This is a genomic window from Mesorhizobium sp. WSM4904 (genome assembly GCF_029674545.1).
Lineage (GTDB): Bacteria > Pseudomonadota > Alphaproteobacteria > Rhizobiales > Rhizobiaceae > Mesorhizobium.
The window spans coordinates 1,316,980-1,341,757 of record NZ_CP121354.1; the positions used below are offsets into that span (position 1 = coordinate 1,316,980).

18 protein-coding genes and 4 pseudogenes are annotated in these 24,778 nt (G+C 56.1%); 14 read left to right on the forward strand and 8 right to left on the reverse strand.

The features are described from left to right. Positions 1 to 21 precede the first annotated feature (21 nt). From QAZ47_RS06230 to QAZ47_RS06240, 3 genes are read left to right on the forward strand one after another with little or no spacing between them, the layout of a single operon-like run. Positions 22 to 225 (forward strand): CCE_0567 family metalloprotein, encoded by a 204-nt coding sequence (locus QAZ47_RS06230; protein ID WP_063169367.1) that lies wholly within the window; start codon positions 22 to 24, stop codon positions 223 to 225. Next, positions 222 to 539, forward strand: a complete 318-nt coding sequence (fdxB, locus tag QAZ47_RS06235; protein ID WP_174800308.1) for a ferredoxin III, nif-specific — start codon at positions 222 to 224, stop codon at positions 537 to 539. The genes QAZ47_RS06230 and fdxB overlap by 4 nt, the downstream gene beginning before the upstream one ends. Next, positions 536 to 742, forward strand: coding sequence for an exopolysaccharide production repressor protein (locus QAZ47_RS06240; RefSeq protein WP_082826584.1), 207 nt, complete (start codon positions 536 to 538; stop codon positions 740 to 742). The genes fdxB and QAZ47_RS06240 overlap by 4 nt, the downstream gene beginning before the upstream one ends. Before the next feature lie 597 nt (positions 743 to 1,339). Here the strand turns inward: QAZ47_RS06240 and QAZ47_RS06245 are convergent. Then, positions 1,340 to 3,142, reverse strand: coding sequence for an ABC transporter ATP-binding protein (locus QAZ47_RS06245; RefSeq protein ID WP_063169366.1), 1,803 nt, complete (start codon positions 3,140 to 3,142; stop codon positions 1,340 to 1,342). Between QAZ47_RS06245 and QAZ47_RS06250 the strand changes: the two genes are divergently transcribed. Beyond that, positions 3,122 to 3,424, forward strand: coding sequence for a hypothetical protein (locus QAZ47_RS06250; RefSeq protein ID WP_127262113.1), 303 nt, complete (start codon positions 3,122 to 3,124; stop codon positions 3,422 to 3,424). The two genes, QAZ47_RS06245 and QAZ47_RS06250, sit on opposite strands and share 21 nt — an antisense overlap. A 354-nt stretch (positions 3,425 to 3,778) precedes the next feature. Further along, complete coding sequence (locus QAZ47_RS06255; RefSeq protein WP_063169365.1) at positions 3,779 to 4,525, forward strand: LuxR family transcriptional regulator; 747 nt, start codon at positions 3,779 to 3,781, stop codon at positions 4,523 to 4,525. A 16-nt stretch (positions 4,526 to 4,541) separates the two neighbouring features. On the opposite strand, the pseudogene QAZ47_RS06260 reads toward QAZ47_RS06255, so the two are convergent. After that, positions 4,542 to 4,777, reverse strand: a pseudogene (locus QAZ47_RS06260) (transposase); the annotation flags it as partial. 719 nt (positions 4,778 to 5,496) lie between these two features. Between QAZ47_RS06260 and QAZ47_RS06265 the strand changes: the two are divergent. The 7 genes from QAZ47_RS06265 (at position 5,497) to QAZ47_RS06295 (ending at position 16,097) form a co-directional block, all read left to right on the forward strand. Then, entirely contained in the window at positions 5,497 to 6,213 is a 717-nt protein-coding gene (locus QAZ47_RS06265; RefSeq protein WP_224571099.1) for an SPASM domain-containing protein, read from the forward strand. Between the two features lie 1,064 nt (positions 6,214 to 7,277). Continuing rightward, positions 7,278 to 8,534 carry a diaminobutyrate--2-oxoglutarate transaminase gene (gene ectB, locus QAZ47_RS06270; RefSeq protein WP_063169362.1) on the forward strand — a complete coding sequence of 419 codons (1,257 nt, stop codon included), beginning with the start codon at positions 7,278 to 7,280 and terminating at the stop codon, positions 8,532 to 8,534. Then, positions 8,527 to 9,366, forward strand: a complete 840-nt coding sequence (locus tag QAZ47_RS06275; RefSeq protein WP_063169361.1) for a hypothetical protein — start codon at positions 8,527 to 8,529, stop codon at positions 9,364 to 9,366. The genes ectB (QAZ47_RS06270) and QAZ47_RS06275 overlap by 8 nt, the downstream gene beginning before the upstream one ends. A gap of 166 nt (positions 9,367 to 9,532) precedes the next feature. Then, on the forward strand, positions 9,533 to 10,834 hold the full coding sequence (ectB, locus tag QAZ47_RS06280) for a diaminobutyrate--2-oxoglutarate transaminase (protein WP_063169360.1): 1,302 nt from the start codon (positions 9,533 to 9,535) through the stop codon (positions 10,832 to 10,834). A 463-nt stretch (positions 10,835 to 11,297) separates the two neighbouring features. Continuing rightward, positions 11,298 to 13,127 carry an IucA/IucC family siderophore biosynthesis protein gene (locus tag QAZ47_RS06285; RefSeq protein ID WP_063169359.1) on the forward strand — a complete coding sequence of 610 codons (1,830 nt, stop codon included), beginning with the start codon at positions 11,298 to 11,300 and terminating at the stop codon, positions 13,125 to 13,127. Positions 13,128 to 13,517: 390 nt separating this feature from the next. Then, positions 13,518 to 14,084 carry a GNAT family N-acetyltransferase gene (locus tag QAZ47_RS06290; protein WP_158515808.1) on the forward strand — a complete coding sequence of 189 codons (567 nt, stop codon included), beginning with the start codon at positions 13,518 to 13,520 and terminating at the stop codon, positions 14,082 to 14,084. Between the two features lie 282 nt (positions 14,085 to 14,366). Then, complete coding sequence (locus QAZ47_RS06295) at positions 14,367 to 16,097, forward strand: GMC family oxidoreductase N-terminal domain-containing protein (protein WP_224571100.1); 1,731 nt, start codon at positions 14,367 to 14,369, stop codon at positions 16,095 to 16,097. A gap of 81 nt (positions 16,098 to 16,178) precedes the next feature. On the opposite strand, the pseudogene QAZ47_RS06300 reads toward QAZ47_RS06295, so the two are convergent. After that, positions 16,179 to 16,322, reverse strand: a pseudogene (locus QAZ47_RS06300) (transposase); the annotation flags it as partial. A gap of 456 nt (positions 16,323 to 16,778) precedes the next feature. Here QAZ47_RS06300 and QAZ47_RS06305 point away from each other — a divergent pair. Both QAZ47_RS06305 and QAZ47_RS06310 read left to right on the forward strand, forming a co-directional pair. Then, on the forward strand, positions 16,779 to 17,708 hold the full coding sequence (locus QAZ47_RS06305; RefSeq protein ID WP_063170383.1) for a 2-oxoglutarate and iron-dependent oxygenase domain-containing protein: 930 nt from the start codon (positions 16,779 to 16,781) through the stop codon (positions 17,706 to 17,708). Positions 17,709 to 18,184: 476 nt separating this feature from the next. Further along, positions 18,185 to 18,625, forward strand: coding sequence for a GNAT family N-acetyltransferase (locus tag QAZ47_RS06310; protein WP_158515807.1), 441 nt, complete (start codon positions 18,185 to 18,187; stop codon positions 18,623 to 18,625). Between the two features lie 142 nt (positions 18,626 to 18,767). Here the strand turns inward: QAZ47_RS06310 and QAZ47_RS06315 are convergent. The 5 genes and pseudogenes from QAZ47_RS06315 to QAZ47_RS06335 all read right to left on the reverse strand — a co-directional run. Further along, positions 18,768 to 18,998, reverse strand: a pseudogene (locus tag QAZ47_RS06315) (IS3 family transposase); the annotation flags it as partial. Between the two features lie 117 nt (positions 18,999 to 19,115). Continuing rightward, positions 19,116 to 20,285 carry a Xaa-Pro peptidase family protein gene (locus QAZ47_RS06320; RefSeq protein WP_063169356.1) on the reverse strand — a complete coding sequence of 390 codons (1,170 nt, stop codon included), beginning with the start codon at positions 20,283 to 20,285 and terminating at the stop codon, positions 19,116 to 19,118. Between the two features lie 81 nt (positions 20,286 to 20,366). Continuing rightward, the gene (locus QAZ47_RS06325; RefSeq protein ID WP_082826583.1) at positions 20,367 to 21,635 is read right to left on the reverse strand and encodes an acetyl-CoA carboxylase biotin carboxylase subunit family protein; all 1,269 of its coding nucleotides are present in this window, start codon (positions 21,633 to 21,635) and stop codon (positions 20,367 to 20,369) included. Between the two features lie 313 nt (positions 21,636 to 21,948). Next, positions 21,949 to 22,392, reverse strand: coding sequence for an aspartate 1-decarboxylase (gene panD / locus QAZ47_RS06330; protein WP_063169354.1), 444 nt, complete (start codon positions 22,390 to 22,392; stop codon positions 21,949 to 21,951). A 986-nt stretch (positions 22,393 to 23,378) separates the two neighbouring features. Beyond that, positions 23,379 to 24,572: pseudogene (locus QAZ47_RS06335) on the reverse strand (IS256 family transposase). Between the last annotated feature and the right edge of the window lie 206 nt (positions 24,573 to 24,778).

The following is a 24,778-nucleotide window of genomic DNA, read 5'->3' on the forward strand; positions in this document are numbered from 1 at the left end:
CCATTGTTCCAGGAAGGATCTATGTCAGACCTAGATAAGATGAGGAAGAAAGTCCGAAAGCTCCAGTTGCGTGCAGCTATTGCCAAGATGGCATTGCAGGACCTTGTCGAGGGTCTGCCGGGCAAGTGGGCCGACATACAGGAAGTCGCCGAGAAAACCCAAGCCGTTTATGCCGAGTTGGATGTTGCCAAGAGAGAACTCGCTTCAATGAAGAATTTAGGATGATGCGCACATTCACCACCCGTGACGGCTCCATTTGGATGCCGTCGTACCTGACCTCCATCGATAGCAAGACCTGCATCGGCTGCTGCCGTTGTTTCAAGGTCTGCTCGCGCGATGTCATGCATCTTCACGGCGTTGATGATGCGGGTGAAATCCTCGGCCCCTGCGATGACGAGGACGACGATTTCGACGGCAAGCTCAATCGCATGATCATGGTTGTCGATGATGCCGGCCGCTGCATAGGCTGCGGAGCCTGCGGCCGCGTCTGCCCCAAGAACTGCCAGACGCATGTTGCGGCCGACGAGCTCGCAACATGATCTGGCGAAAACCAGGAGAACGGCGTTGCACTTCATCTTTTTGTCGGCTCGTGGGGCTGGTCCTGTGCAGCAATGCGTCGATGGTTTACTTCGCTTTGGATTCGATCCGTGTGGCAGTCGTCACGACGCTGGCCTGTTCGCTGCTGCTTCAGGCCTGCTATTTCGGCTGCGTGCTCTTTTTCGCGGACGTCGATGATCTGTAGAACTGTTCATTCGCTCCGCAGAGGGCCGGCGAATCCAATCTCTTCCTAAGCCCGTTGGCCGTAATCGAAAGACACGGGGCCGGCGAGTTCGTGCTCAGCTGCCACTGTGCTAGCAAGGGAACGGAATCCAATCCCGGAGCAGATGGCCAGAGTTGAGCGAAGACTGCGGTCGGAGCTCCTGCGCTTCCGGGTCTCCAAGGGGACGACTTTGCGAACCGAAGGGACTTTGAACCGTTGACGTGGCCAGCGTGCGGTAGGTTGGGCCAGCGACAGGGATCCCGGCCGGCCGGGAAGCACCGCCCTCTCAATGTGCGTTGACTTCGCTTCCTTTGGCGAAATGTGGGTAACGGCGAGGGCCGCACTCTTCCCGGGCCGTCGACATTCCCGCCCTTTTGGTGCGTGCGCCGTTAGGCGCGACAATTCGGTGCCCGCGTGTAACTGCGCGCATTCGCCGAAGCTTAGACGTGGTGCATTCCCGCTCGCCCGTTTGGCGGACAGTTCCGGCCGTGCTGGTTTTGCCGCCTAACGCCCGCCGCTCGTCACTGCCACACCCCTCTCCGGCAACGGCTCGGCGCATCGCGCAAGCCGGTTTAGCGATCAGGCCAGGCCCTTCGCGAGTTCCAACGCCTGCCGTTCGAAGAGGCGGCGGTAAATGCCACCATCGAGATTGATCAGGGCGGCATGATCGCCGTCCTCCATGATGCGGCCACGGTCGAAGACGAGCAGCCGATCGAGCGAGCGGACCGTCGACAGCCGGTGTGCGATGACGAGTGTGGTTCGGCCCACCATCAACCGATCCACCGCTTGTTGAATGAGCACCTCGGATTCCGAATCGAGGCTCGATGTGGCCTCGTCCAGAATAAGGATCGGCGCGTTCGCGAGGAAGGCGCGCGCGATCGCCACGCGCTGGCGCTCGCCGCCGGAGAGCTTCAAACCCCTTTCGCCGACCAATGTCCCATAGCCCTTCGGCAGGGGCGCGATGAATTCGTGGGCACTTGCCAGTCGTGCCGCTTGCTCGATCTCGGCCTGGCTCGCGCCAGGCCGGCCATAGGCGATGTTCTCGGCAAGCGACCTGTGAAACAGGATCGGCTCCTGCTGCACGATCGCGATCTGCGAACGAAGGGACTCTTGGGTCACCTCCGAGACGTCCTGACCGTCTATCAGGATCCGGCCGCCGCTCAGGTCGTAGAGTCTCTGGATCAGCTTCACGAATGTTGTCTTGCCGGAACCGGAGGGTCCAACCAACCCAACCCTTTCGCCAGCTTCAATCGACAGCGAACATTCGCTATAGAGCGGCAGGGGATGGTTGGCGTAGCGGAAGTGGACGTTCTCGAAATCGATACGGCCGTTCGTGATCCGGATCGGCTTGGCCTCTGGACGATCGGCAACATCCACCTGCTGATTGTGGATGGCCACCAGTTCTTCCATATCATTAACCGAGTGCTGCACGTTGCGGACATGCATGCCGGCATCACGCAGATAGCCCTGCAGGACGATGAAGGACGTGAGAACATATGCTATCTCGCCCGGCGTTGCCTGTCCATGCGACCACAGAAGCAGGGCATATCCGACCACCGCCACCCTGAGCGCAACCAAAGTTACGCCTTGGGTTGAGCCGATGATCGTTCCGCGCACCCAGCTCCGGCGCGCGCGGTGCCGCCATTTCGTCATGATATTTGCAAGCCGCTCGTCTTCGCGAACCTCTGCGCCGAAGCCCTTGACCACAGCGTTGCAACTGACCGCGTCCGCAAGCGCGCCGCTGAGCCTTGTGTCCCATCGGTTGGCAAGGCTCGCCGCTGGCGCGACATAGCCGAGCGACAGCGAAATCGAAAACGCAAGGTAGACGAGAGAGCCGCAAGCAAAGATCACGCCCATGACCGGCCAGTGCCAGCCGAGCAGCACCGTCGAGCCGATCAAGATGACAAACGACGGGAGCAGCGTGACGAGTATCGTGCTGTTGAGGAGGTCGAGCGCCCACATGCCGCGCGTTATCTTGCGCACTGTCGAGCCGGCGAAGCTGTTTGCATGCCAGTCTGTCGAAAAGCGCTGCACATGATGGAACGCTTCGGTCGCGACGTCGGAAATCATTTTCAACACCAGGTCGCTCAGGCCAATGAAGGCGACGTGGCGCATGGCAATGCCACCGAGTGCCAATGCAATCGGTACAGAGAATGCTGCAACAGCTGAATCCGAAGCTGGTGCTGCCGCATTAGCAGCACGAGAAACAGCGTCGATGAGTCGGCCAGAATAGAGCGGCATCAACACGTCAGCCAGCGTGGAGGCGAGCATCGCGGTCATGATGATCGCGAGCCGGGCCGGCTGCCTGTTCCAGAGGCGAACAGTGAAGGCGAAAACGTCGCGACAAGTGGCGCCGCGCCCATGGACGGGGAAACGTCTCATAGTTTCCAAGCGGGCGCATCAACACGCTCGGTCCCAAAGACGATAAAAGACAAAACTGGAATTTCGACCTCCCCCATAACAGCATCAATTTTGGCGGGCAGCTCTTGCCGCCTCACGACGGTGAGTTCAAAAGTCGTGCCAACTGAGCGGGAACATCCGAAGGACAAATTCAGCAGGTTACCGAGCCTGGAGAAAGTCAGCCGCCATCCAGTCGATACGATTGCTACGGCTGCTCAACTCGGGAGATTGGAAAAGAAGGTCGATGTATCGATTGAATTTTGAGCTTGTTCTTGCCTCGATCAAATAAGTACAGTTGCAATGCAGCTTTCTCAGGCCCGGCACTTAGGTGCTGATTTCAAAAGCGCGCCGCGAATACTTTCCTGCCCATATTCCGTCAATCGAATGCTCGACTGTCGGATTGTGCGCTCCCCGACACAGTGCTGTCGGTTCGCCTCCTGGGTACCTCCCCCGTCGATTGACGACCTGAAGGAGAAGCTTCGCTCGCAAGCTGGCACGACTCTTGAGGGTACTCCAGGTGGCGGAAGGAACTCCGGCTCGAGTCCCGTTGACTTCGGATGTTGCGAGGCTGGGTTGGAGCAAACTGTGCACCAATGAGAACGCAATGAAGGAGACATCATGGAACTCCGGCGGATTGCGGTGGAGTTAGACCTATTCCTCAAGATGACTGATGATGTCGCTCAATCCGAACAGTTGTTCGAACTGTTGTCTGCGTTTGCGCTGAATTTCGATTGCCCGTGGATTGCCTATGGGCCGCTCGCATCAGAGAGGGCTTTCAAGCCGAACCGGGAGGGTTCTGTGGTGATGTGGAATTATCCTGCTGAATGGCAGGAGCGCTACTCGAGAATGGGCTATGCCAAAATAGACCCCCTCATCAAGAAAGGTCGAAAGGAGGCGGGACCCTTTCGATGGAGCGAGGTGTATACTGATGAAAACATAACTGAAGATGGACGCCGCGTCTTGGACGAAGCAGCAACATTCGGCTTGAGGTCAGGCGTTACCGTCCCATTACATGGCCCTGGTGGCAGCTTTAGGTTTGTGAGTTTTGCTCAATCCTCGGACTGCGAATTGCAGAATAGAGCGATCACCTACCTGCAAATGGCCGCGCTGCGGTTTCATCGGATGGTTACGAAGTTCGACACTACGACTGCGTCGGAACGAGCTCATAACCTGTCTCCGAGAGAAATAGAGTGCATTGATTTGGTGTCACAAGGAAAATCATCTTGGGAAATAGGAACTATTTTAGGCAGATCACGAAATACGATAGATTTCCATTTAAAAAATGTAATGCGGAAGTTGGATGCGACCAGCAGAACGGTAGCTGTTGTAAAAGCTTTGAACCTTGGGATTATCCAACCGCCGTAGGTGCGCAGCTAGTTCTCCGCCCGTAGTAGCGCGCGTGATAGCCGAGACGCTCCGGCGTGCGCTCGCTCTTCGAAGCACCCAGCGCCTCGTCCATCTCGGCCTCGAGCACCTCCTGCATCACGGCGCGAATCACCTCGTGCAATCCATCCGGCTTCGAAAGCAAAATGTCGTTGACGCTGCTACGGCGGATTTATCTTCAGGCTTGGTCCTGGTGGCGATGCTGAGTTCGCTTCGCTGAGATTGGGCGGTCATGACAGGGTGGTGTTCAATGTCACCGATTCCTGGAAGAAATTACCATCCGTATTAAGCGACTGACGATGAGTGATGTGTGTCCAAAATCTGACAGCTGTCAGAAAACATTTCGGGTTCAATACAGCGGAGCGTCTTAGCCCTGTCGGGCTTTTCGAAGCCTATCTCGCAGTAACTGCGCGCCAGGCGCACTAGCTCGGCCTTTGCTGGTCGATGTGCGGCAATATAGTGTGAGGGCTGACCCGCATGAGAACACGGAACTCGCTCGATGAAGGATGATCGACGGCATCCAGAAAGCTTCTCTCCGGCGGGTTCGAGGGTGCTGCGCGCGCATCTCGGCGACGGGCCAGCGACCAACGGTTGAGGCTACATCTCCGGAGCGAGTGATGCCTCGAAAGATGCAATGCTGTCTCTGGTCCGACGCGCTGGAAGTTTGTGAAGGGTCGGCCCGGCAAATCGGTGAACCGGGCGGCTTAGGCTGCCAAAAAGGGTAGATGTCTGCGTTGCCTCGGTAGATCAGCAGGCGGTATCAGAAAGCCAAAGGCACACGCACACCATCGTGGCGCTTCGCAGGAAGTAGATGGGAGTAATCACCAGTGATTTTACCGGAACTTCGCTCAGCAAACACAGCCGGCAGGGTTTTGGAGATAACGACGACCACGGGATGCGTCGTAGGATGTTCATATTGTCCCCAGGACAAGTTCGCGGTCCGGCAAAGAAAAGTGTCTCATGCGAGTCATCTGGATCTTGAAGATTTCAAGCGGTGTCTGGCCCGCGTACCGACTTCCGTCGACATTGGTTTTGCGGGATACTCCGAACCTTGGCTCAATCCGGACTGTACCGAAATGGTGGAGCACGCCTTCGCCAAAGGCCATGGCATCAGGATTTTTACGACGCTGGTGGGAATGAACGGGCAGGACCTGCAGCGATTGCAAGCCTTGCGCTTGGGCGTATTCGTGGTCCATGTTTTCGATGACGGCACCTACATGAACAGCCGCCTGGTCGGAGACAAGTATCGCGATCTGGTTCGTCAACTCGTCGACGCGGACATCCCCTTGATCCGATTCGTGGCCTTGGGCGAGCCCCACCCAGATATAGCCGACATTATTCCTACCGAAGCCCTGATAAAAGCGCGGCCGGTGAGCAGTAGGGGTGGAAGCGTCGACCCTAAGATCGTTGCACCACGTCAGCCAGTGGTCGGAGCCCTAACCTGCGTGGACGCACGACAGTATCGGAATGTTCTTCTTCCAAACGGCGACGTTACCCTGTGCTCTATGGATTTTGAACGGCGTCACGTATTGGGCAACCTTCTATATGAGGGTTACTCCGCTCTGTTTGAAAAGCCAGTTTTTCGCGAAATCGTCGACCGCATGAATGGAGCAGATGGTTTTCTGCTTTGCAGGATGTGTGAATTCGCCGACCCAAACGACCGGACCTGAGTGCATGCCGGCCGAGAGGGCGTGCCTGGCAGTGCGGATGGCCCCACGACAGATGCACCTGCCCGCGACGCCATCGTGTTTTCACGTTACGCCAGTATGTTCCTGTAGGCGCGGCAGTGGGCCTCGAGCATTTCGGAGACGAGCTCATCGAAAGGTCTTCGCCTTCCAACCGAGCTTGTCGGCCTGCCTAGCTTGAGGTAACGCCGATCACAGGTCAACCATCGGTCGGATGGAAACAGTGTTAGTCGATCCCGATCAGAGCTTGATTGCTTACTCACGGCTCACCTCGTCAACGCCTTCACCCTCCCGGACGATCTCCTTTTCGACTCGCCTGAAGGCAGCAGCCCAGCTGCGGCCGGGGATGGTTGCCGTCGCGGTAGTGGACGTTCTCGAAACCGATGCGGCCCTTCGCCAGCGCGTCTCCCGGTTGCTTCCGCCTGGCCTACGAACGGGCTTTCCGTCAAGGGGGTCCACGGCGGCCCCGCCCTCTTGATCCGGCGGCTCGGGCCAGTCATCGCGCAAGAGATCGGAATCCGCATTCTTCTCAAAGAGAGCGTGGCTTTCGCTGTGTCATCGGTCATCAAATAGTTTCTTGAATCAGGTTGGTGTCCGCAGCCCGAGGTTGAACGGCGAATATTGATGACCGCCGCGAAGCCGCTCGCTCGCTACGGCGCTATTGAGGAGCGCGCTCGCGAGCGGCTTCGCTACCGCCGAGCGACACAACCTCTGGCGACGCGACCCTGCTGATCTCCTTGGACTCATTCATTTGTCCGGAGCGCTATGGGCAGCGAAGGGTGGGTACGTCAACTACCTGATGCCATAGTAGCGATGCTTTCGCGGAAGCTTTAGAAGCCATCCTGTTGCAGCACATTCGAAAGCATCCGAATGGAGGGCAACGCAACCCAACAATATTTGATGAGGATGCCGGCATCACCAGACCAAACCCAGACCAAACAAAGCTGCCTCCGGCATTCTGCTTCAACGTTAAGCGACGAACATCTGCCGCAAACCACTAGCCATTAAACAGCTCTCTTCTTTGAAAGACTATGTGCAGAGGACTTGATATGGACACCGACGCTTTCACGGCTCATGAATCTAACGTTCGTCGTTATTGCCGGGCGTTCCCCACCGTCTTTACGAAGGCCCTTGGGGCGACGATCTGGGACGAGACGGGTAAGCCCTTTATCGATTTCCTGGTGGGTTCCGGCGCACTCAACTACGGGCACAACAATCCGGATATTATGGCGCCAGCGATTGAATATCTCGTCGGTGAGAACATTCTTCTGTCGCTTGATATGCATACGGCGGCAAAGCGTGACTTCATTGAAGGGTTCGTCGATTGGATCCTGAAACCCAGAGGCCTTTCGTACAAGATTCAGTTTCCCGGGCCGACCGGCACGAACGCCAACGAAGCGGCGCTGGCGCTGGCGCGAAAATACACCGGCCGCTCGAGCGTCATGGCCTTTACGAATGCGTTCCACGGCATGTCGCTCGGCTCTCTAGCGGTGTCGGGCTCGGCCTCAACCAGGGAACTGGGAGGCGTCGCTCGCCACGATGTGATCCGTGTTCCCTATGACGGCTATCCGAGCCAAGCTTTCGATTCCGCCAGTTACATCGACAGCGTTTTGAGCGACCCGGGGAGCGGCATAGAAAAGCCTGCCGCAATCATTCTGGAGACCATCCAGGCCGAAGGCGGCATGAACGCCGCATCCGCAGCTTGGCTCACGGAAATTCAGCGCATTTGCCGTACGCACGGCATTGTTTTTATCGTCGACGATATTCAGGCGGGTGCGGGCCGAACTGGCGATTTCTTCTCATTCGAGTCCGCGAAAATCGAACCGGATATTGTGTGTCTTTCCAAGTCCCTAAGCGGTTCAGGTAGTCCGTTGTCCATCGTTCTGATTCGACCCGACTTGGACATATGGAAGCCCGGAGAACATAGCGGGACCTTCAGAGGCAACAATTTCGCCTTCGTGACGGCAGGAGCCATGTGCAAGATGTGGTCGGATAGGAAATTTACTGCAGGTGTCGAGCGGACAGCCGTCAGGCTGCAAACGCACCTCGATCGCCTGGTTGCGAAATTTCCAAGATACATCGAACAGAAGCGCGGCCGCGGTCTGATGGCCGGCCTGAAATGCCGTTCACCGGCAGTTGTCGGCCGCGTGCACGATGTCGCATTCGAAAATGGCCTTCTTATCGAATCCTCGGGGCCAAATCGCGACGTTATCAAAGTCCTCCCACCGATAACCATCACCGATGCCGAACTCGATCGTGGCATCACCATCCTTGAACACGCACTACAGGAGCAAGACAATGCCTAGTCAGATATCTCAAGTGCCAGCCATCTCGCCGGTTTCGATCAAAGAACGGACCGGGTCGATCAACACGGCGGAGATCATCTCGGTCCTGAAAGGTGAGCTCACCGCTCTGCACATCAAGCAAGCTTTCAGCACCGAAGTAGCCGAGGAGATCACTACGAACTTTATTGGAAGCTCTGGTCTCAGAGAGCGTAAAGATGGTGTGCCCGGACAATATGTCGGCGCATCTCACTACAGGAAGGATGCAGCCACCTATTTCGCAGACGCCGAAAACGCGCGGCCGTACGTCGATGCCCTTTTTAAGAATTTGGTTGACCCGGTTCGAGCAGTATTCAGGGCGTTGAAGCGAGAGCTTCACAACCAGGGAATCGAATTGCGGCTAGCCCGTTCCGAACACGGCCAGGCCAATGTTTGTCGCGGCCTCAGTTGGTCGGGCACAGGCACATTTTCCTTGGATCCCCACGACGACGTCGCTCAAGTCTTACGTGCTGGCGATGATTACGAGCTTTCTGCGGTGGCGCACAATACGGTCGCAGCGCTCAACCTCTATCCCAGCATGCCTGAGGAAGGCGGCAATCTGAAGCTCTGGAGCCACAAGCCGACGGTTGCGGACCGGATATCGCAAGGTGTGGAGACCACTGGATATCCCTATTCGGCAGCCTATCTGGAAGCCGTCCCTTGCCGCGAGTTCGAGCTCAAAACCGGGGATATCGCCCTAATCGATGGCGGCTTCGTTCACGGGGTTACCGGTCAATTAGGCGACGGAAAGCGTCGCCTAGTGCTGAATTGCTTTTTCGGATTTGCGCGGCCTGATCTTGTTCTCTGGTGGACGTGACGTTGGACCTCGCAGCGATCGACTGGCTTGGGCCGTGAGTTGGCGTGGCCAGGCGTGTGACTGCTCATGCTGCCGTCATACAAGCCGAACCTCGAACCGATTGAAATGGCCTTCGCCAGACAGTTTGGGCTGATGCCTTTGCAGGCTACAATTCAGGACTCGCCCTATGAAGAAGCAGTTTACTCCTACAAACGATGTAAGCCTCGCGATCTTTGATCGTCTTGAGTCTGAGGTGCGGAGCTACGTCCGTGCGTTCCCAGTTCTGTTCGATCGAGGCGTCGGCACTGCCCTCATAGCTACAGACGGTCGGGAATACATCGACTTCTTGGGAGGCGCGGGAGCCTTGAATTACGGGCACAACAACCCAGCCTTCACGCGGGCGTTGTTGGACTACATTGCGCGCGACGGAATTGTGCACGGGCTCGACCTTGCTACGACCGCCAAGAAGGCCTTCATCGAAGCTTTTGAGCAGTTTATTTTGAAGCCCCGCGGTCTGTCTTATAAATTGCAATTTACTGGCCCCACAGGTACGAACGCGGTCGAGGCGGCTCTGAAGCTAGCTCGCCAAGTGACCGGCAGGTCAAACATCGTTTCGTTTACGAACTCGTTTCACGGAGTCAGCGCTGGGGCGTTGGCGGCAACCGGAAACACGAAGTTCCGAGATGCTGTCGGCTTTCCCCTCGCGCACGTGACATCGTTGCCGTACGAGGGCTATCTCGGCGCTTCAGACACGATCGAGTATTTCGAGAAGCTTCTCGATGATCCTAGCAGTGGTCTCGGCAAACCCGCTGCGGTGATCCTAGAAGCAGTGCAGGGCGAAGGCGGTGTCAATGCTGCTACCGTTGAATGGCTGCAACGGCTGCGTGATCTGACCTCTCGGCACGAGATCCTGATGATCCTCGATGATATTCAGGCTGGTGTCGGTCGCACAGGGAAATTCTTCAGTTTCGAGGCGGCTGAGATCGTGCCGGACATCGTTACCCTGTCAAAGTCGTTGTCTGCAATTGGAACGCCTATGGCCCTTGTCCTCATGAAGCCTGAACTTGATGTCTGGACGCCGGGTGCGCACACCGGCACGTTCAGGGGCAACAACTATGCTTTCGTCACTGCTCGTGCGGCCCTTGAGACTTACTGGTCCGACTCCAAGTTTGAAGATGAGATTGCTCGCAAATCAGCCATCTTGGCTCAAGAACTCAAGTCGATCGCAGACGACTTCCCCAGCCTTGCTCTGAATGTCCGAGGCCGCGGCTTGATGTATGGACTCGTATCACCAAAGCACCACTCATTGCCGGGGCTCATTTCCCGGGAAGCTTTTCGTCGCGGCTTGGTGATCGAGATCGCTGGCTCGTATGGTGAGGTGCTCAAGTTCATGACAGCCCTTACCATAACCGAGGCTGAACTGCGCCGTGGTCTGTCGATCGTACGCGACAGCATTGGCGCGGTGCAGGACAGCATTTCAGCGGAGTAGGCATTCACTCAGTCCCCCCTACCCAGTCTGGGCTTATCAAGCAAAGGAAATTCCGCTTTAGACGTATGCGATTGTATGGAGACGGACAGCAAAAATGGACACTCGGAGAGCTCAAACAATGGACACCGACCGCTTGACGTGATCGAACGACAGTACGGCATGTGCAAATCAATACACACTTCTTGCTCGTTGCAAGATGAAGGACGACGTCCAGGGCCGGTGAAACCGGTATTCTAATATATTATATAAGTAAGATGGTAATATTGCTGGTTTATCACGAGCGAAGACGAACGGTACACAACACATTAGAAATTAACTTGTATAAGAGGTCCGGTATTTCTTATCCTTTCTGATGAAAAATAGAACGGATTTTGTGCGACGTCGAAGTTTGGCGAGACGAGTGTAAGGCGCGTTCGCGAACCTTACACCGTTACGTTCTGAAGGAGTTGAGATCGTGAGTGATATGACAGCCCGAGACGATGAGATAAGCCTAGCCGAACGCGTAACGCAGCATTTGAAACCGCATTTATGGGCAAAGGCCAACCGGCTCCTTATCCGTAAAGCAATCAGCGAATTTGCACACGAGTTGCTAATTGCTCCTCGACTCCAGCGAATGGAAGGCGACTGGGGGAAGTATGTGCTGGAAAGCGAGACCCCTGGGTTGGAGTATTGGTTCCAGGCTCGGCGCCTCCTGCTAGATCACTGGCAAGTGGACGCCGGCTCTCTGGAGAAAAGGATTGAGGGCAGGCCGGCCCCCCTGGATGCGCTTGATTTTGTTATTGAGTTCAGCCGCCATCTTGGCATAAAGGAAGAGATGATGCCGGTTTACCTGCAGGAGATCAGCAGCACGCTGTATGGCAGCGCGTACAAGCAGGCCAAAACAGAGATATCCGCCGCAGAACTGGCTTTTGCCGATTACCAGATCGTTGAGGCTGGCATGACGGAGGGCCACCCGACCTTTATCGCGAATAACGGTCGCATTGGCTTTGACGCGCTCGACTATAGTCGCTATGCGCCGGAGGTGGGCAGTTCGATAAGACTCATATGGCTGGCCGTCCATAAAGAAATGGCAACGTTTAAGTCCATTTCAACGCTCGACTACGACCTTCTCATGCACGAGGAACTCGGTCGACAGGCGCTGGAACAGTTCGACGCAGCGTTGCGTCAAAAGGGACTAAACTCGACCGATTACATCTATATGCCAGCGCATCCTTGGCAATGGTTCAATCGGCTCTCAACTATCTTCGCGGCGGATATCGCCAACCGGCACATTGTCTGCCTAGGCCAGGGGAAGGACATATATCATGCCCAGCAATCGATCCGCACACTTTTCAATATAAGCGATCCGCATAAACGGTACGTGAAAACGGCGCTGTCGATACTTAACATGGGGTTTATGCGCGGCTTGTCACCGACACACATGCTGGCGACGCCCGCCATCAACGAATGGTTGAAGAATTTGCTCGACAGTGACTCCTATTTAGCCGCCAACGGCTTCAGCATCCTTCGCGAGGTCGCGACGATTGGCTATCGCAATCGTTGTTTCAACACCGCCCTCAAGAAGGACTCCCCTTACAAGCAGATGCTTTCTGCGCTGTGGAGGGAAAGCCCCCTTCGGCAGTTGAAAGAAGGGGAACGTCTGATGACAATGGCGTCGCTGCTTCATGTCGATTACAATGGTGAAGCACTCGTGACAGCCCTCATCAATGCCTCGGGGTTAGACGCCGCCGCTTGGCTACGCCGCTATTTTGAATCTTATCTGGCGCCGCTTCTCCACTGCTTTTATGCTTACGATCTAGCGTTTATGGCACATGGAGAAAATATAATTCTAGTTATGAAAGATCACGCTCCGACGCGAGTTATCATGAAAGACATTGGCGAGGAGCTTCGTATTCTAGGCGGAGATCTCAACGTGCCGGAGGAGATTAAGAGGATCTGCATTCAAGTAAATCGCGACATGAAGCACGACTTCATTTTCACCGACGTTTTCGACTGCTTCTTTCGTTACTTGGCTGTAACACTCGAAGAACATCTTGATTTTCCGTCGACACACTTCTGGCAGCTCGTAAGCGAGTCCATCCTTGGCTACCAGACGAAACATCCGGAATATGACGAAAAATACAGGCAGCATGACCTATTCGCTCCAGAATTTCTGCGACGATGTATGAATCGACTGCAGATACAAAAAAACCAGCAAATGGTGGACTTCGGTGATCCGGGAGAATACCTGCACACCGTCGGCACGCTGAAGAACCCACTGGCGGGCATTCGCAAAGTGACCAGTGCAGGTTAAGCTTGAAGGAGGCGCGTATTTTAAATGAACAATGTAGTTAGCCGGTTTTGGGCCAATACCATACCCCCCCCTTGGGGTAAGCAACCCCTTGCGTAAACGCCGCCGCAGCATGTTGCGCGTATCAGGCGCCCGCTCACCAGCGCGTCGCCTGCTTCCATTCTGAAAGGAGGCGCCTAATTTTTTTATCGCCTTCGGGCCGGCTTTCCAGGTGCCGTCAACACTGACACGGTTAGGCGCCCAAAGCTTGATTTGTGTAGACCTCGCTACCTTAAGCATAAACCTCGTCGAACGCCTTCAATCAAGCACTGCGGCCTTGACGCTCATGCTAGGAGATCATGGCCGCGTTGGAGGTAAGTGCGGCTCTAACTTATGGCTAGAAGGGAGCTTCTCATGTACATTCTAGAAACGCCGCGCCTAATCCTAAGGCCACCGTCGCATAGCGACGAGCTTCTTCTACATGAGCTTCATAGCGATCCATTTGTGGTAAATGCCATGTGGGATGGAGTCTATCCGACCCGAGAGCAATCGAAAGCTAAACTACAACAGTTCATCCATCATTGGCAGAGCAATGGTTTCGGCTTATGGATGGTGTTCGTAAAAGGCGAAGGCCAAGTCGGAAAATTCGCAGGCTACTGTGGATTGATGTACAGTGGCCCGTATCTGCCCGAAGATCCCACTAATGTGGAAACCGTATCGTGCCTCCACCTTGCGTCTTCCGGTAAGGGGATCGCCGCAGAGGCCGGCAGGGCAGCGATCCAGTTTGCTTTCGAGAACCTAACGCTCGAGAAGGTCACTTCATTCATTCGCCCAACGAACACGCGTTCGCTTCGGAAAGCACCGAAAGTAGGCCTTCGCTATGTAAGAGACCGGGTCTACAATAACGTAGTTATGCGATATTTTGAAGTGACAGTCTTGACTGCTGTAAAAATCGAAAAAGTCGTCGTTATCTCTTGTTAGTATCATTGTTTCTCGGAAGACGGTGATGCAAGAAACCGTAGGCGAGCGCTGCTCTCGCCCTACGAACTTGCAATCATTCACACCGACGCACCGGCGTGTCCGGAGATGCATGTGCCCTGGAATTGAGAGCTTGTCGGTTCAGAGATAGTTCAGATGGGTCGCTCGGTCTCGCTTCGGGCATGCCCTCGACCGATTTGGCGATCAAATCGCTCCGTTACAGACGGCATGATGTGGAGCTGCCGCGCCGTAAGTGACCATATCTCAGGCGGTAGGAGGAGCGCTTTGCTGAAGAAGCCCATCACACTTGGTACCTTGATGGGGAGTTGCGTGGTTTTCGATTATATCGTCGTGGGTGGTGGCTCCTCTGGATGCGTGATGGCGAGCAGGCTCTCCGCCTATGGCGCTCGCGTGCTGCTCATTGAAGCTGGCCCTGATACGCCGCCGAATGCCATTCCTGACGACATCCAGGATGGCGACCCAACGCGTGCTTACCTTAATCCCGGTTATCGATGGCAGTCACTCCACGCGACAACGGTGCGAGGTGGCCGCAAGCCTGTCCATTACGAACAGGCGCGCGTCATGGGTGGCGGCTCCAGCATCAATGCCCAAGTCGCCAACCGCGGCGGGCCCGGAGATTACGATGAGTGGGCCTCAAGCGGTGCAACGGGCTGGGGTTGGGAAGACGTGCTGCCCTACTTCCGTCGTCTAGAATGCGATTTGGATTTCGGCGGGGAATTTCATGGCACGAACGGCCCCTTGCCAATCAAACGTGTGCGCCAATCAGACTGGTCGGGCTTCATCCGGGCAATCTCCGATGCTTACGATGCTTTGGGGCTTCATTTCAGGCCAGACTTCAATGGTGCATTCGGTGATGGCTATTCAGTTGTCCCATTGACCAACCGCAATGGTCATCGGGTCTCCTCCGCGATGGCGTACTTACCCGAAACCGTCCGCTCTCGCCGCAATCTAACGATTTTATCCGAAACGACAGTTGCGCGGCTGACCTTTTTGGGAACAACGGTAACGGGGGTCGAGACGGAGAACAAATCGGGCGTGCAATCGTATAGCGCTTCTTGCGTTATCCTGTGCGCAGGAGCACTCCATTCACCCGCCATATTGATGCGCTCCGGGATCGGCCCCGCGAAGGAATTAGTACAATTCGGAATCCCTATCGTTGCAGATTTGAAAGGTGTGGGCCAGAATCTTCAGGAACACCCCACGATTTGCGTTTCGGCCTATTTGAAGCCGGCCGATCGCTTGTCACCCGGCGTGAGCGAATATATTCAGATGCACGCCCGCTACTCGTCGGGTTACGAAGGCTGCCCGTCGACCGATATGGCAATATCGACTGTTGCCAAATCATCCTGGCACCCGCTGGGGAGGCGCCTCGGCACTCTCGCCGTGTGGGTCAATCGCAGCTACTCGACGGGAACTGTGGCGCTCAAGGGTAGTTCGCATAAAATAGAGCCGGAGGTCGATTTCAACTGGTTGAGCGACAAGCGGGACGCCGAGCGCCTCAAGCAGGGCTTTCGCTTCATAGTCCGCCTGCTGCAGCAAGATTCGCTGTCCTCTGTGGCGCTGGACCCGTTTCCGTCAGCGTTGAATGCGCGAGCGAAGCTGGTGAGCAAGGTCACAAGCACAAACTATGCACTCACGTCATTTCTGGCGCTGCTCATGGACGCGTCGCCGCGGCTGCGCCGTGGGCTGATTAGGCGCGTCATAACGGATGGGGATAGCATTTCCGATCTCGTCAACGACGAGAAACATCTGGATCGGTATATTCGCCAGAACGTCATCCCAAGTTGGCATCCGACGTCGACCTGCAGGATGGGGGCAGCCGCGGATCCTGGCGCTGTGACCGATCCGTCGGGACGCGTTCATGGTATTTTGGGTTTGAGGATCGCCGACGCTTCCGTCATGCCATTTTGCCCTCGGGCGAACACAAACATTCCGACGATTATGGTGGCTGAGAAATTGGCCGACACAACCTTGAGAGACGGCAGACGGAGCTAAATCGCTGCCTGCTTTGCTGCTCGGCTAGTCGTCTCGTCGAGACGGCGGATAACGTCGACAAGCGCTTCCTCAGCTCATGTGCTCCTTGGTGCCGCCAGGCAGAACGCCGAACCCGATGTAGATGGCTTTTTTGCGAACGAAGTCTTCGTCCCTGAGCTTGACCGCTCGACCCGGATAGCGTCGAAAAAGACTATGGGATAGGAAAATTTCGAGCGGTCGGTTTCTGCCATTCGGCCATCGTCCGGGACGGCGTGTGTGATGGACGAGCTCAGGTAGCTGGCGATACCTCGCGTCATAGAGCTCTTCGAGATGGCCGATCCTGCCATGAAACCCGGAGGTCGGCGCTGGTCTGGATTGAGCCTGGAAGTCATAAAGCAATTCAGAATTGTAAATCGCTCTTAGTATCTTGGCCGTGATAATGTTAAACTAACCGCGACGGATGTAACAATATATACAACTATATTAACATACAAATCGTTGTTATCTTCACCAGGAAGCGCTAGAGATCAATTGCTAAGACGGAATCACCGCCCAGCCATCGGCTTAGCCTTAGAATGGGACATCATGTCGACTTTCGTTATTATTGGAAGAGACGGCGCGTTGCCCACATCCAAGGAACTGTCGACTTTGAGAGCCGCGGCAAACACTAATCAACTTAAGCGCCCAAAAAGGGGATTGACTATGACCACGCTGCCGAAAATTTCACTTTCGAAATTGAGAGACGATGCAACGCGACGTGACGAGCGCCAGCGCCTGCAAATGGCATGCCAGGAATACGGGTTCTTCTACCTTGTCGAGCACGGCATCCCCGGGGAACAGATCGCGCAAGCCATTGAGGCTTCCCGGCGATTCTTCGCATTGCCACAGTCGGTTAAGGAACGCTACGGGCACGCCTTTCAGGACGTGTACCCCACTGCCGCCCGTGGATACAGTCCTTTACACGGCGAAATGCTACATCCTGAGGCCGGCTTCGATCCAAAGGAGGTATTCGACCTCGGAATTGAGAACGAAGGCGACCGGCGTCCGTTCTCCGGCCGCACGCGCCTTCCGGATGAAGCCTTGGCTCCTGGCTTCGCAAGAAACCTGCTTGCTTTGCAGGCTACCGTGCTCGCCGGGATTGTCCCCCAGATCGGGGATGCGCTGGCGGACCTGATAGGTATGGAAGAGGCATGGTTCCAACGCCATTTCAGCACGCCGACGCTTGGGCAACGCGTGATACGGTATCCAGCTCGCGGCGGCACTTGCGCAAAGCACACGGATCATGGCTTCTTCACGCTGCTGCTGCAAGAGGAACTCCCCCTGCGTTCCTTGCAGGTGTGGTTCCGCGGTCGATGGATGCCGGTGCCGAGCCTGCCCGATAGTCTCGTAGTCAATCTGGGCGACCTCCTTCAGGTCTTGAGCGACGGCCGCTTCAAGAGTACGCCCCACCAGGTCGTGCATAGTGGTCCGACTGATCGAATTTCGCTGCCCTTCTTTATTTATCCCGAGATCGACGCTCGCCTGACTTCGCGACAAGGGCAGCAAGTTAGTGTTGTAGAAATGATGCTGCGCAACGTTGAGTCAATATGGGTGACTGGGAATGGCGCCGGACGCGCGCGCGAACTGCAATGATTGTCTGCTTTTCTAAAGCATGCGCAATTATGGCGCCGACGCGGTGCAGATCTCCGTGGTAAGCTGGAAGAACTCTCGCATCCGCTAGATTGTCCCGCCGTCGCGCGTGTAGCGCGGCGGTCGGAAGCCCGCTTCGGGATGAATGCACCTATGGTGTCAGATTGTTTGCATCGTGTGGTCGCAGGGAAAGATCGCACTAGATCTGCACCGCTGTCGCAAACGTGCTGCGGGAAAACCTGAGGGAACTTGATCCCATGATAACGCTCGCCCAACTCGCGCTTGACGTATCGCGAACCGAGCTCCCGGGAACCAGTTCCAGCGCGACCACGACGCCGTCACAGGCGGAAAGATCTTATAACACCCGGCGGTCGCGTGCTGCACGTCTTGCGGGCCGGTGGCAGTTATCGCAAGCCGTCAACCTTTCAGGCCGAACACCTCGCGCCCTGGAGCCCATTCTCAGCCGGAGCCCGCCCCTCATGGAGATTCGTCTCGCAGGCACTGCCGACCGCGATGCATGGCGGTCCCTTTGGTACGCATATTGCGCCGACCAAGGTCTCAATTCATCAGAACAGGCGACAGATAGGATCTGGCGGCGCATCGAGCGCCCAGACGAACCGATTAACGCGCTGATCGCGGTCTCAGCAACTGGCGTTACCATAGGTTTTGCTACCTTTGTCATTCACCCGTATACTCTTAGCGATCGTCCGGTCTGTTTTCTCGCAGATCTCTATGTCGACGAGTCTTCGCGGCGCCAGGGGATTGGCCAAGCCATGCTCACGAATCTGGCCTCCTACGGTCGCGACCAAGGCTGGCTGAGAATCTATTGGAATACGGACAGATCAAATTATCATGCGCGGGCGCTCTATGACAAGATCGGTAAATTGAGTCCATACCTTACCTACTACTATGACCTGTAGACTTGCTCTGAGGTCGTAACGAAAGCGCATTGACCTGCCCCAGTCTTTTAAACAGTGGCGAGTAGACTAGAGGTGCAGCCATTTATGTTGCGCACATGGGCTTGCAGCGGAATGTATTTTCGGCGCGATGATCCATTGATCAGGCAAGGACCGTGTTCGAGGTAAACTCCGTGCGGTGGTCTGCGACGATCATGCCGGGCTTGCCGCGCTGGGCGATCAGGTCGTCAGTTCGCGAGCAACGCGGCGACCAGAGATCTGTGTCCGGAATCGCGTAAGGCATTCGCGCGTCACGTCGTCGACGAGTTGATCGGCCGCAGGAGAACTGGTCGTACAGCGACCAGCGTGCGTTCGGCTTCGCCTCGACACGGATCGGCCCCGCATGCCGACCGCCGCTCGCCGTCCGCACTTCAACAAGGTAGGCGACATCTCGTCGACCGGCAAGATCTATTCCGGACGTCCGCGCTGTCGTTATGACAAGCCATATTCTAATTTAGATCTCAAAAATCTTCCGGGGAGCAGTGGTCAGTACCTCGACGCCGGAGTCTGTGACACGGAACGTTTCGCTGATGACGTATCCAAAATCCTCCTCGATCCAATTACCTAACATCAGGTGAAAGGTCATGTTTGGTAGCAACTCTGTCATATCGCCATCCTTAAGGCTTGCGGTCGGCTCCAACCAACCAATGCCGTGTGCATAGCCGCAACGCGTCTCCTTTTTGAGGCCCCGCTTCTCGATGCTGCGATTGAAGGCGTTGGCAACATCGCTGCAAGTCGCTCCTGGCCGTATCGCATCAAGAGCGACCTCAAGGCCGGCGACTTGGATCTCATGCACGCGACGTAGACGATCGGAGGGTGAGCCGATCGTGTAAGTGCGCATAAGCCCAGCACAGTAACCATATCGCGCACCGCCGATTTCGAGATTCACCTGCGATCCATAGCGAAAAACGTCCTCGCTCCACGGAATGTGGCACGTTCCCGTTCGCGGTGATGAACACAAACTTATTCCCTCGATCCCGCTTCCTGGCTTACCGTTTGCGCCGCGCACCAACGTTGCCACAATTTCCGCGCACGCGTCTGCTTCACGCACCCCGGGGCGTATTACCTCAGCAGCGCGTCGAATCGCGGCGTCTGAGATTGCCGCCGCCTCCCGCATTACAGCTATCTCGAGATCTGACTTGATGAGCCTTTTCCAAGTGACCGCCTTAGTAGCATCGACGATCGTGGCACCAGGCAGGCGCATCCTAAACTTTTTCGCCGATTGCGATGGAAGGCAGCATAGCTCGATTCCTATGCCTCGACTCGCGAGGCCGACGTCCTCCAAGTAATCGACTACCGCGTCATAGCCATCCTTGTCAGGATTTCCAATATACGCTTCGGGGTATGCGACGATTTTGTCGCGCTCCATAAAACATTGATGAATGGCTGCCGGCGCATCACAGCGGCGCAGAATGAACGTCGGTTCCTCTTCTCGTATCGAAACCACAACGGCCTGAGGAACATAGGCTGATAGCGCGGTGTACCCCGTGAGATAGGTAATGTTATGTTGGTCGGAAACGACGAGCGCGTCGATATCGCACCGACCCATTTCGAACTTCACCGAGCCGAGCCGGCGAAGGTATTCACTTCTAGGGAATGCCTGGGGTCCCTTGGATATATTCATAAGTTTGAACTCCAGCTATGCTTTTGACAACAAGGCGAGCTATTGCGGGTAAGAGTTCTTATGCTGGCGACGGATCACCTCTCAGTTGGGGGGGAGTCGTGGGGCTGCAGATCGCTCCTGTTCGCCCGACGGCGGTGTGATAGACCAAGCGATTAAGTCGACAGCTCGTTGGAGTATCGCTTCGGTCTGAGCAAGGCTGGGTGAAACGGCGACGACATGTCCTATCCAGTCTCGAAAATCGCCTTTCCTGAAGATCGGCGCGTTGGGTTCAACATACAATTTGATTTCAGCGACACCTGGTACCGCGATCGCCTGACTGCCGCCATCGATCCAATCGAGGGTGCCGTCGCAATCAGCAACTAGGAACCGCGCGGCTGCGGTCTGCAAATGCCTTCTGCGCAAATCCCATTCCTCGCCGACGACAAGCTTGATGTGCTCGGTGACCAGATCGACACCGCTCGCCAGTTGGACCAGTTCAGGCTCAAGCGCACCAGCAAGACGCGGATTCACTTCGATTACAACCGGGCCATGATTAGTCAACCGGAGCTCGATGTTCGTTGGCCCCCAATTAAGGCCAAGAGCTTGCAAGCACCTCAGCGAAACATCAACGATACGGTCATGATCGTCTTCCGCAAGCGGGGCCGGGAAGGTCGTTTCACGGAAGACGAAATGCGGTGGGGGGCCGAAATCAACGGCGACAATCCCAATAACCTCATTGCCCATTATCTCCACGCTATAAAAAGGGCCGCGCGCGAATTCCTCAACCAATATCCTCGGCGAAGACGGCCAGATGTGCTTCCCACCCAACAGATAGGTCGTGTGGTCAGCTAACTCATCGGCGTTGCGGCACAATCGGACACCGATGCTACCGCTGCCGATTGCCGGCTTAACAATTACGGGAAAGCCGATCTCCGCGACAGCGCTTTCTACTTCTGCCACATTCAGCGCCATGCGATAAGCGGGTATCGGAACTCCGGCTTCCGCAAGTAGCTGGCGCTGAGAGAATTTGTCACAGCATCGTTCAATCAATTCGGGGTTGGGTCCCGGTAAGTCGAAATGCCGACATAGTTTGCCAACGGTTGCATAGACCGACTCGTCGATGCCCGAGAAGCCCGTGATACCAGCGATGTCATTGGTCTCACGCAGCCTGGAACATTCGCGAATCAAGGTATCAAGATTGGTTGTATCGACACGGATTGCCTCGCTTCTTTCCGCCGCAAGATACTCGTACTGTGTTGGATCAACTGATAGTGTAATTGGATGAAAGCCAAGACGCCGGGCCGCGTGGATGTATCGTATTCCATTACCTCTTGCATGGCCTTCAACCAGGATGAGAGCTTTCCTTGACATTGGCTGTTCTCCACTCTGCGTTTTTGTCGATAGGTCGTTTTGCCATCGTGGACCTCAGACTTAAAGACAACGATCCAAGGCCAAACATTCCGTGAAATTGGTCGCCTCTACCCGCAGCCGCTGGCTGAAGCTGAAGTTGCCTTTGGCGCAGCAAAATCGTCTTCCCAGATCTGGGCAGAACCGATTGGGCTTGATGGCAACTGACCGAATAGTGGCCGAGTGGGATAATGCACTGTATCGCGTACCAGAGTACTGGGGACGAGTACGCCCTTGACCGGGACCCGGCGCCACGAGCTGTCACCGAAAGGCCCTACTAGGGAGTGAGTTTTAGCGCGTTATCGCCGGGAGAGCCCTCGCGAATCGAGAACGTTATCCTTCCATCGTCGTCTATTGCACCCTCGTAGAACATGTGGTCGCAGATAGAATTATCCCGGTGGAAAGTCAGCACTCGCGGCTTGATCTCCACCATCTGATGCTCCTCGATGTATGCGGAGGAGCAAACGATTATTTCGTCCCCGACCTGACAGGTGCGAGCAGCGGCTCCGTTCAGCACGCAGCAACGAGAACCCCGCTCTCCATAAATCACGTAAGTGCTGATTCGAGCGCCCGATGATTTATTCCAGATTTCAACGAATTCCATTGGAAGGATGCCGGCTTCGTCGCAGTGATCTGGATCCAAAGTTATTGAGCCCCGGTAGTTCAAATTCGCGTCGGTCACAGTTATTCCATGAAGCTTGGCGGCAACAAATTTTCTCATCTACATTTCCTCTCGGCGGTGGGACACTGCGTCGACAAGCGATTGCTGTGTCTTGGTTTCAGGATGGATGGATGGACGTTCTGCGATTTGTCGTATTGTGGTTCTTAGGACAAAATTGATTACTCTGGCGTGGCCAGCACGAGACAGTCAGGCGAAGGCTGGTTGTGGTGGGCGGAGGCATTGCCGGCCGGCTGTCCCCCATTGGTAATGCCATCCGATACAGTTCCGACATGTTCCGTTCCTTTAATTAGTTGTGATTTCAGGTGACTGTGCCAATCGGCCCGTTCAACTGGATCGCACACAAAGTTGCAAACCTCGTGCCAAACTGGCTAATCAGGCCGGAAACAGAAATGCGTGATCTCTTTCAGCTATTTAGGTGAGCAGACCACGGATCGGATCAAGAAGGCACGTCGCGGACGCGACAAAATGTTGAGTGTAGGACGGGTTGAGGTGGCGCCCTTCTGCTGGTGGTCGTGCGGCCGATCTGGGCATCGTTGACTTCTGGCGGCGGGGATGTCGAGGACGCTCGGGTATTGGCTGTTCGGATCTTAGACGCGTGCAGCCTCATGCCTCGAATGCGGCCGTTTTACTTGTCCCAGTCGAGGCCTGCCTAAATGTTTGATCTCAGGTTTTGATGGGGCATCCTTATCTTCCGAATCAAAGGATGCACTATGGGCCAGGTTCTTCATGGGAGCGCCACGACGACAGAGGCGGTCCGTCGGGCGCCCGCTGATCAAGGGTTTGTTTTCAGCGATGGGATGGTCGCGGGGCTTACGCTCCTAAGGACGACCTTAAGAGCCCAGCCTCGCTACCGTGCCATGATCGCGCAAGGCGGCCCTCGCCGGAGGCGTACCCGAGGATCGCCCCTGACCAACAAGGAAAAGCCGGATCGACGCGGTCATGTATCCTCTAAGAGTTGTCATGACGCTTACCTCCTTCAGGTTGTGTGCGTCAAGTTCTGCAAAATGGGGCGGCCACGATGCTGGTCATGCGGCTTGGCGTAGAGCGAGCTTCTTGTGCTCGCGCAGATCGTCCATGTTGATGTAGCGGTTGGCCTCCATCCAGTTCTCGTTGGTCTCGCAGCCAGCGCCCTGACGAGGCGCAGGCAGCTTTCATTGGGGAAGATGCGCATGACATTGGTGCGCCGGCGGATTTCCTCATTGTGCCGTTCAAGCATGTTGGTGCTCTTGAGATGCTTGTGATGCTGGCGCGGCAGGCAAAAGAAGGTCAGCGTGCGCTCGATGGTCTCCTCCACCCAACTCGTCAGTCGCGGATAGCGGCCCGACCATTTGGACAGCCATGCGGCGAGATCGGCCTTGGCCTCGGCGAGATCGCGCCGGTCATTAGAGCCAGCGCAAGTCCTGCAGGCAGTCGGCGCCGTGCTTTCTCGGCAGGTGATCGAGCGCGTTCCTGAGGAAGTGGACGTAGCAGCGCTGCCAGGCGGCTTCGGGGATCACCTCGCCGATCGCCGCGACCAGGCCGGCATGATTGGCGGAGACAACCAGCTCGACGCCCTTGGGGCTGCGCGCCTTCAGCGCGACGAGGAAATCCCTCCAGGCCGAGCGGCTTTCGCGATTGGCCATCTCGACGGCCAGGATCTGGCGCCGGCCGTCCCAGTCGATGCCGACAGCGATCAGCACCGCCTGGCTCATGACGACGCCGGCCTCACGCACCTTCTCTTAGCGCGCATCGAGGATGAGGTAAGGAAACGGCTCTTGAAGGGGGCGCCTGGCAAAGGCAGCGAGGCTCTCGTCCAGCCGCTTGTTGATGGCCGAGATCGACGAGGCCGAGAACGCATGGCCGCACAGCTCTTCCGTGATCGCCTTGACCTTGCGGGTCGACACGCCCTGCACATACATCTCCGCAAGCGTCGCCACCAAGGCCCGCTCCGAACGCTGGTAACGCTCGAGAAGCTCGGTCGAGAAGCGGCCGGCCCGGTCCTGCGGAACCCGCAGCTCAAGCTTGCCGACCCGCGTGACAAGGGTGCGGCCGTAATAACCCGAGCGGTAGCCGAGCCGCTCAGGTGTGCGCTCGCTCTTCGAAGCCCCCAGCGCCTCGTCCATCTCGGCCTCGAGTACCTCCTGCATCACCGCACGGATCACTTCGTGAAGTCCGTCCGGGTCCGAAAGCAGAATGTCTTTGATGGCAGCGCTGCCGGTCTTACTTTCAATCTTGGTCATGGTGGCGTTCCTTCGCGGGAATCGGTGACGTGAACAATCACCAGCCTGCCATGACCGCCCTCTCTCAGCGAATTTGCAGAACTGTCAGCACACACCCTCCTTCATCACAAACCCAACCGAACAACTGGGCAGGTGTTCCAAAAAACGCCGAGTTCCAATAAGGACTCAGGTCCTGGTCCGCTATTGTCACCCCTTCCAAGTCGATG

Bases quoted from the DNA above. Each gene is read 5' to 3' on its own strand.
- ectB (WP_063169362.1), top strand. From the start codon at position 7,278: ATGGACACCGACGCTTTCACGGCTCATGAATCTAACGTTCGTCGTTAT.
- ectB (WP_063169360.1), top strand. From the start codon at position 9,533: ATGAAGAAGCAGTTTACTCCTACAAACGATGTAAGCCTCGCGATCTTT.
- QAZ47_RS06240 (WP_082826584.1), top strand. From the start codon at position 536: ATGATCTGGCGAAAACCAGGAGAACGGCGTTGCACTTCATCTTTTTGT.
- QAZ47_RS06285 (WP_063169359.1), top strand. From the start codon at position 11,298: ATGACAGCCCGAGACGATGAGATAAGCCTAGCCGAACGCGTAACGCAG.
- QAZ47_RS06250 (WP_127262113.1), top strand. From the start codon at position 3,122: ATGGACGGGGAAACGTCTCATAGTTTCCAAGCGGGCGCATCAACACGC.
- QAZ47_RS06230 (WP_063169367.1), top strand. From the start codon at position 22: ATGTCAGACCTAGATAAGATGAGGAAGAAAGTCCGAAAGCTCCAGTTG.
- QAZ47_RS06325 (WP_082826583.1), bottom strand. From the start codon at position 21,635: ATGTCAAGGAAAGCTCTCATCCTGGTTGAAGGCCATGCAAGAGGTAAT.
- QAZ47_RS06305 (WP_063170383.1), top strand. From the start codon at position 16,779: ATGACCACGCTGCCGAAAATTTCACTTTCGAAATTGAGAGACGATGCA.
- QAZ47_RS06275 (WP_063169361.1), top strand. From the start codon at position 8,527: ATGCCTAGTCAGATATCTCAAGTGCCAGCCATCTCGCCGGTTTCGATC.
- panD (WP_063169354.1), bottom strand. From the start codon at position 22,392: ATGAGAAAATTTGTTGCCGCCAAGCTTCATGGAATAACTGTGACCGAC.
- QAZ47_RS06310 (WP_158515807.1), top strand. From the start codon at position 18,185: ATGGAGATTCGTCTCGCAGGCACTGCCGACCGCGATGCATGGCGGTCC.
- QAZ47_RS06245 (WP_063169366.1), bottom strand. From the start codon at position 3,142: ATGAGACGTTTCCCCGTCCATGGGCGCGGCGCCACTTGTCGCGACGTT.
- QAZ47_RS06320 (WP_063169356.1), bottom strand. From the start codon at position 20,285: ATGAATATATCCAAGGGACCCCAGGCATTCCCTAGAAGTGAATACCTT.
- fdxB (WP_174800308.1), top strand. From the start codon at position 222: ATGATGCGCACATTCACCACCCGTGACGGCTCCATTTGGATGCCGTCG.
- QAZ47_RS06255 (WP_063169365.1), top strand. From the start codon at position 3,779: ATGGAACTCCGGCGGATTGCGGTGGAGTTAGACCTATTCCTCAAGATG.
- QAZ47_RS06290 (WP_158515808.1), top strand. From the start codon at position 13,518: ATGTACATTCTAGAAACGCCGCGCCTAATCCTAAGGCCACCGTCGCAT.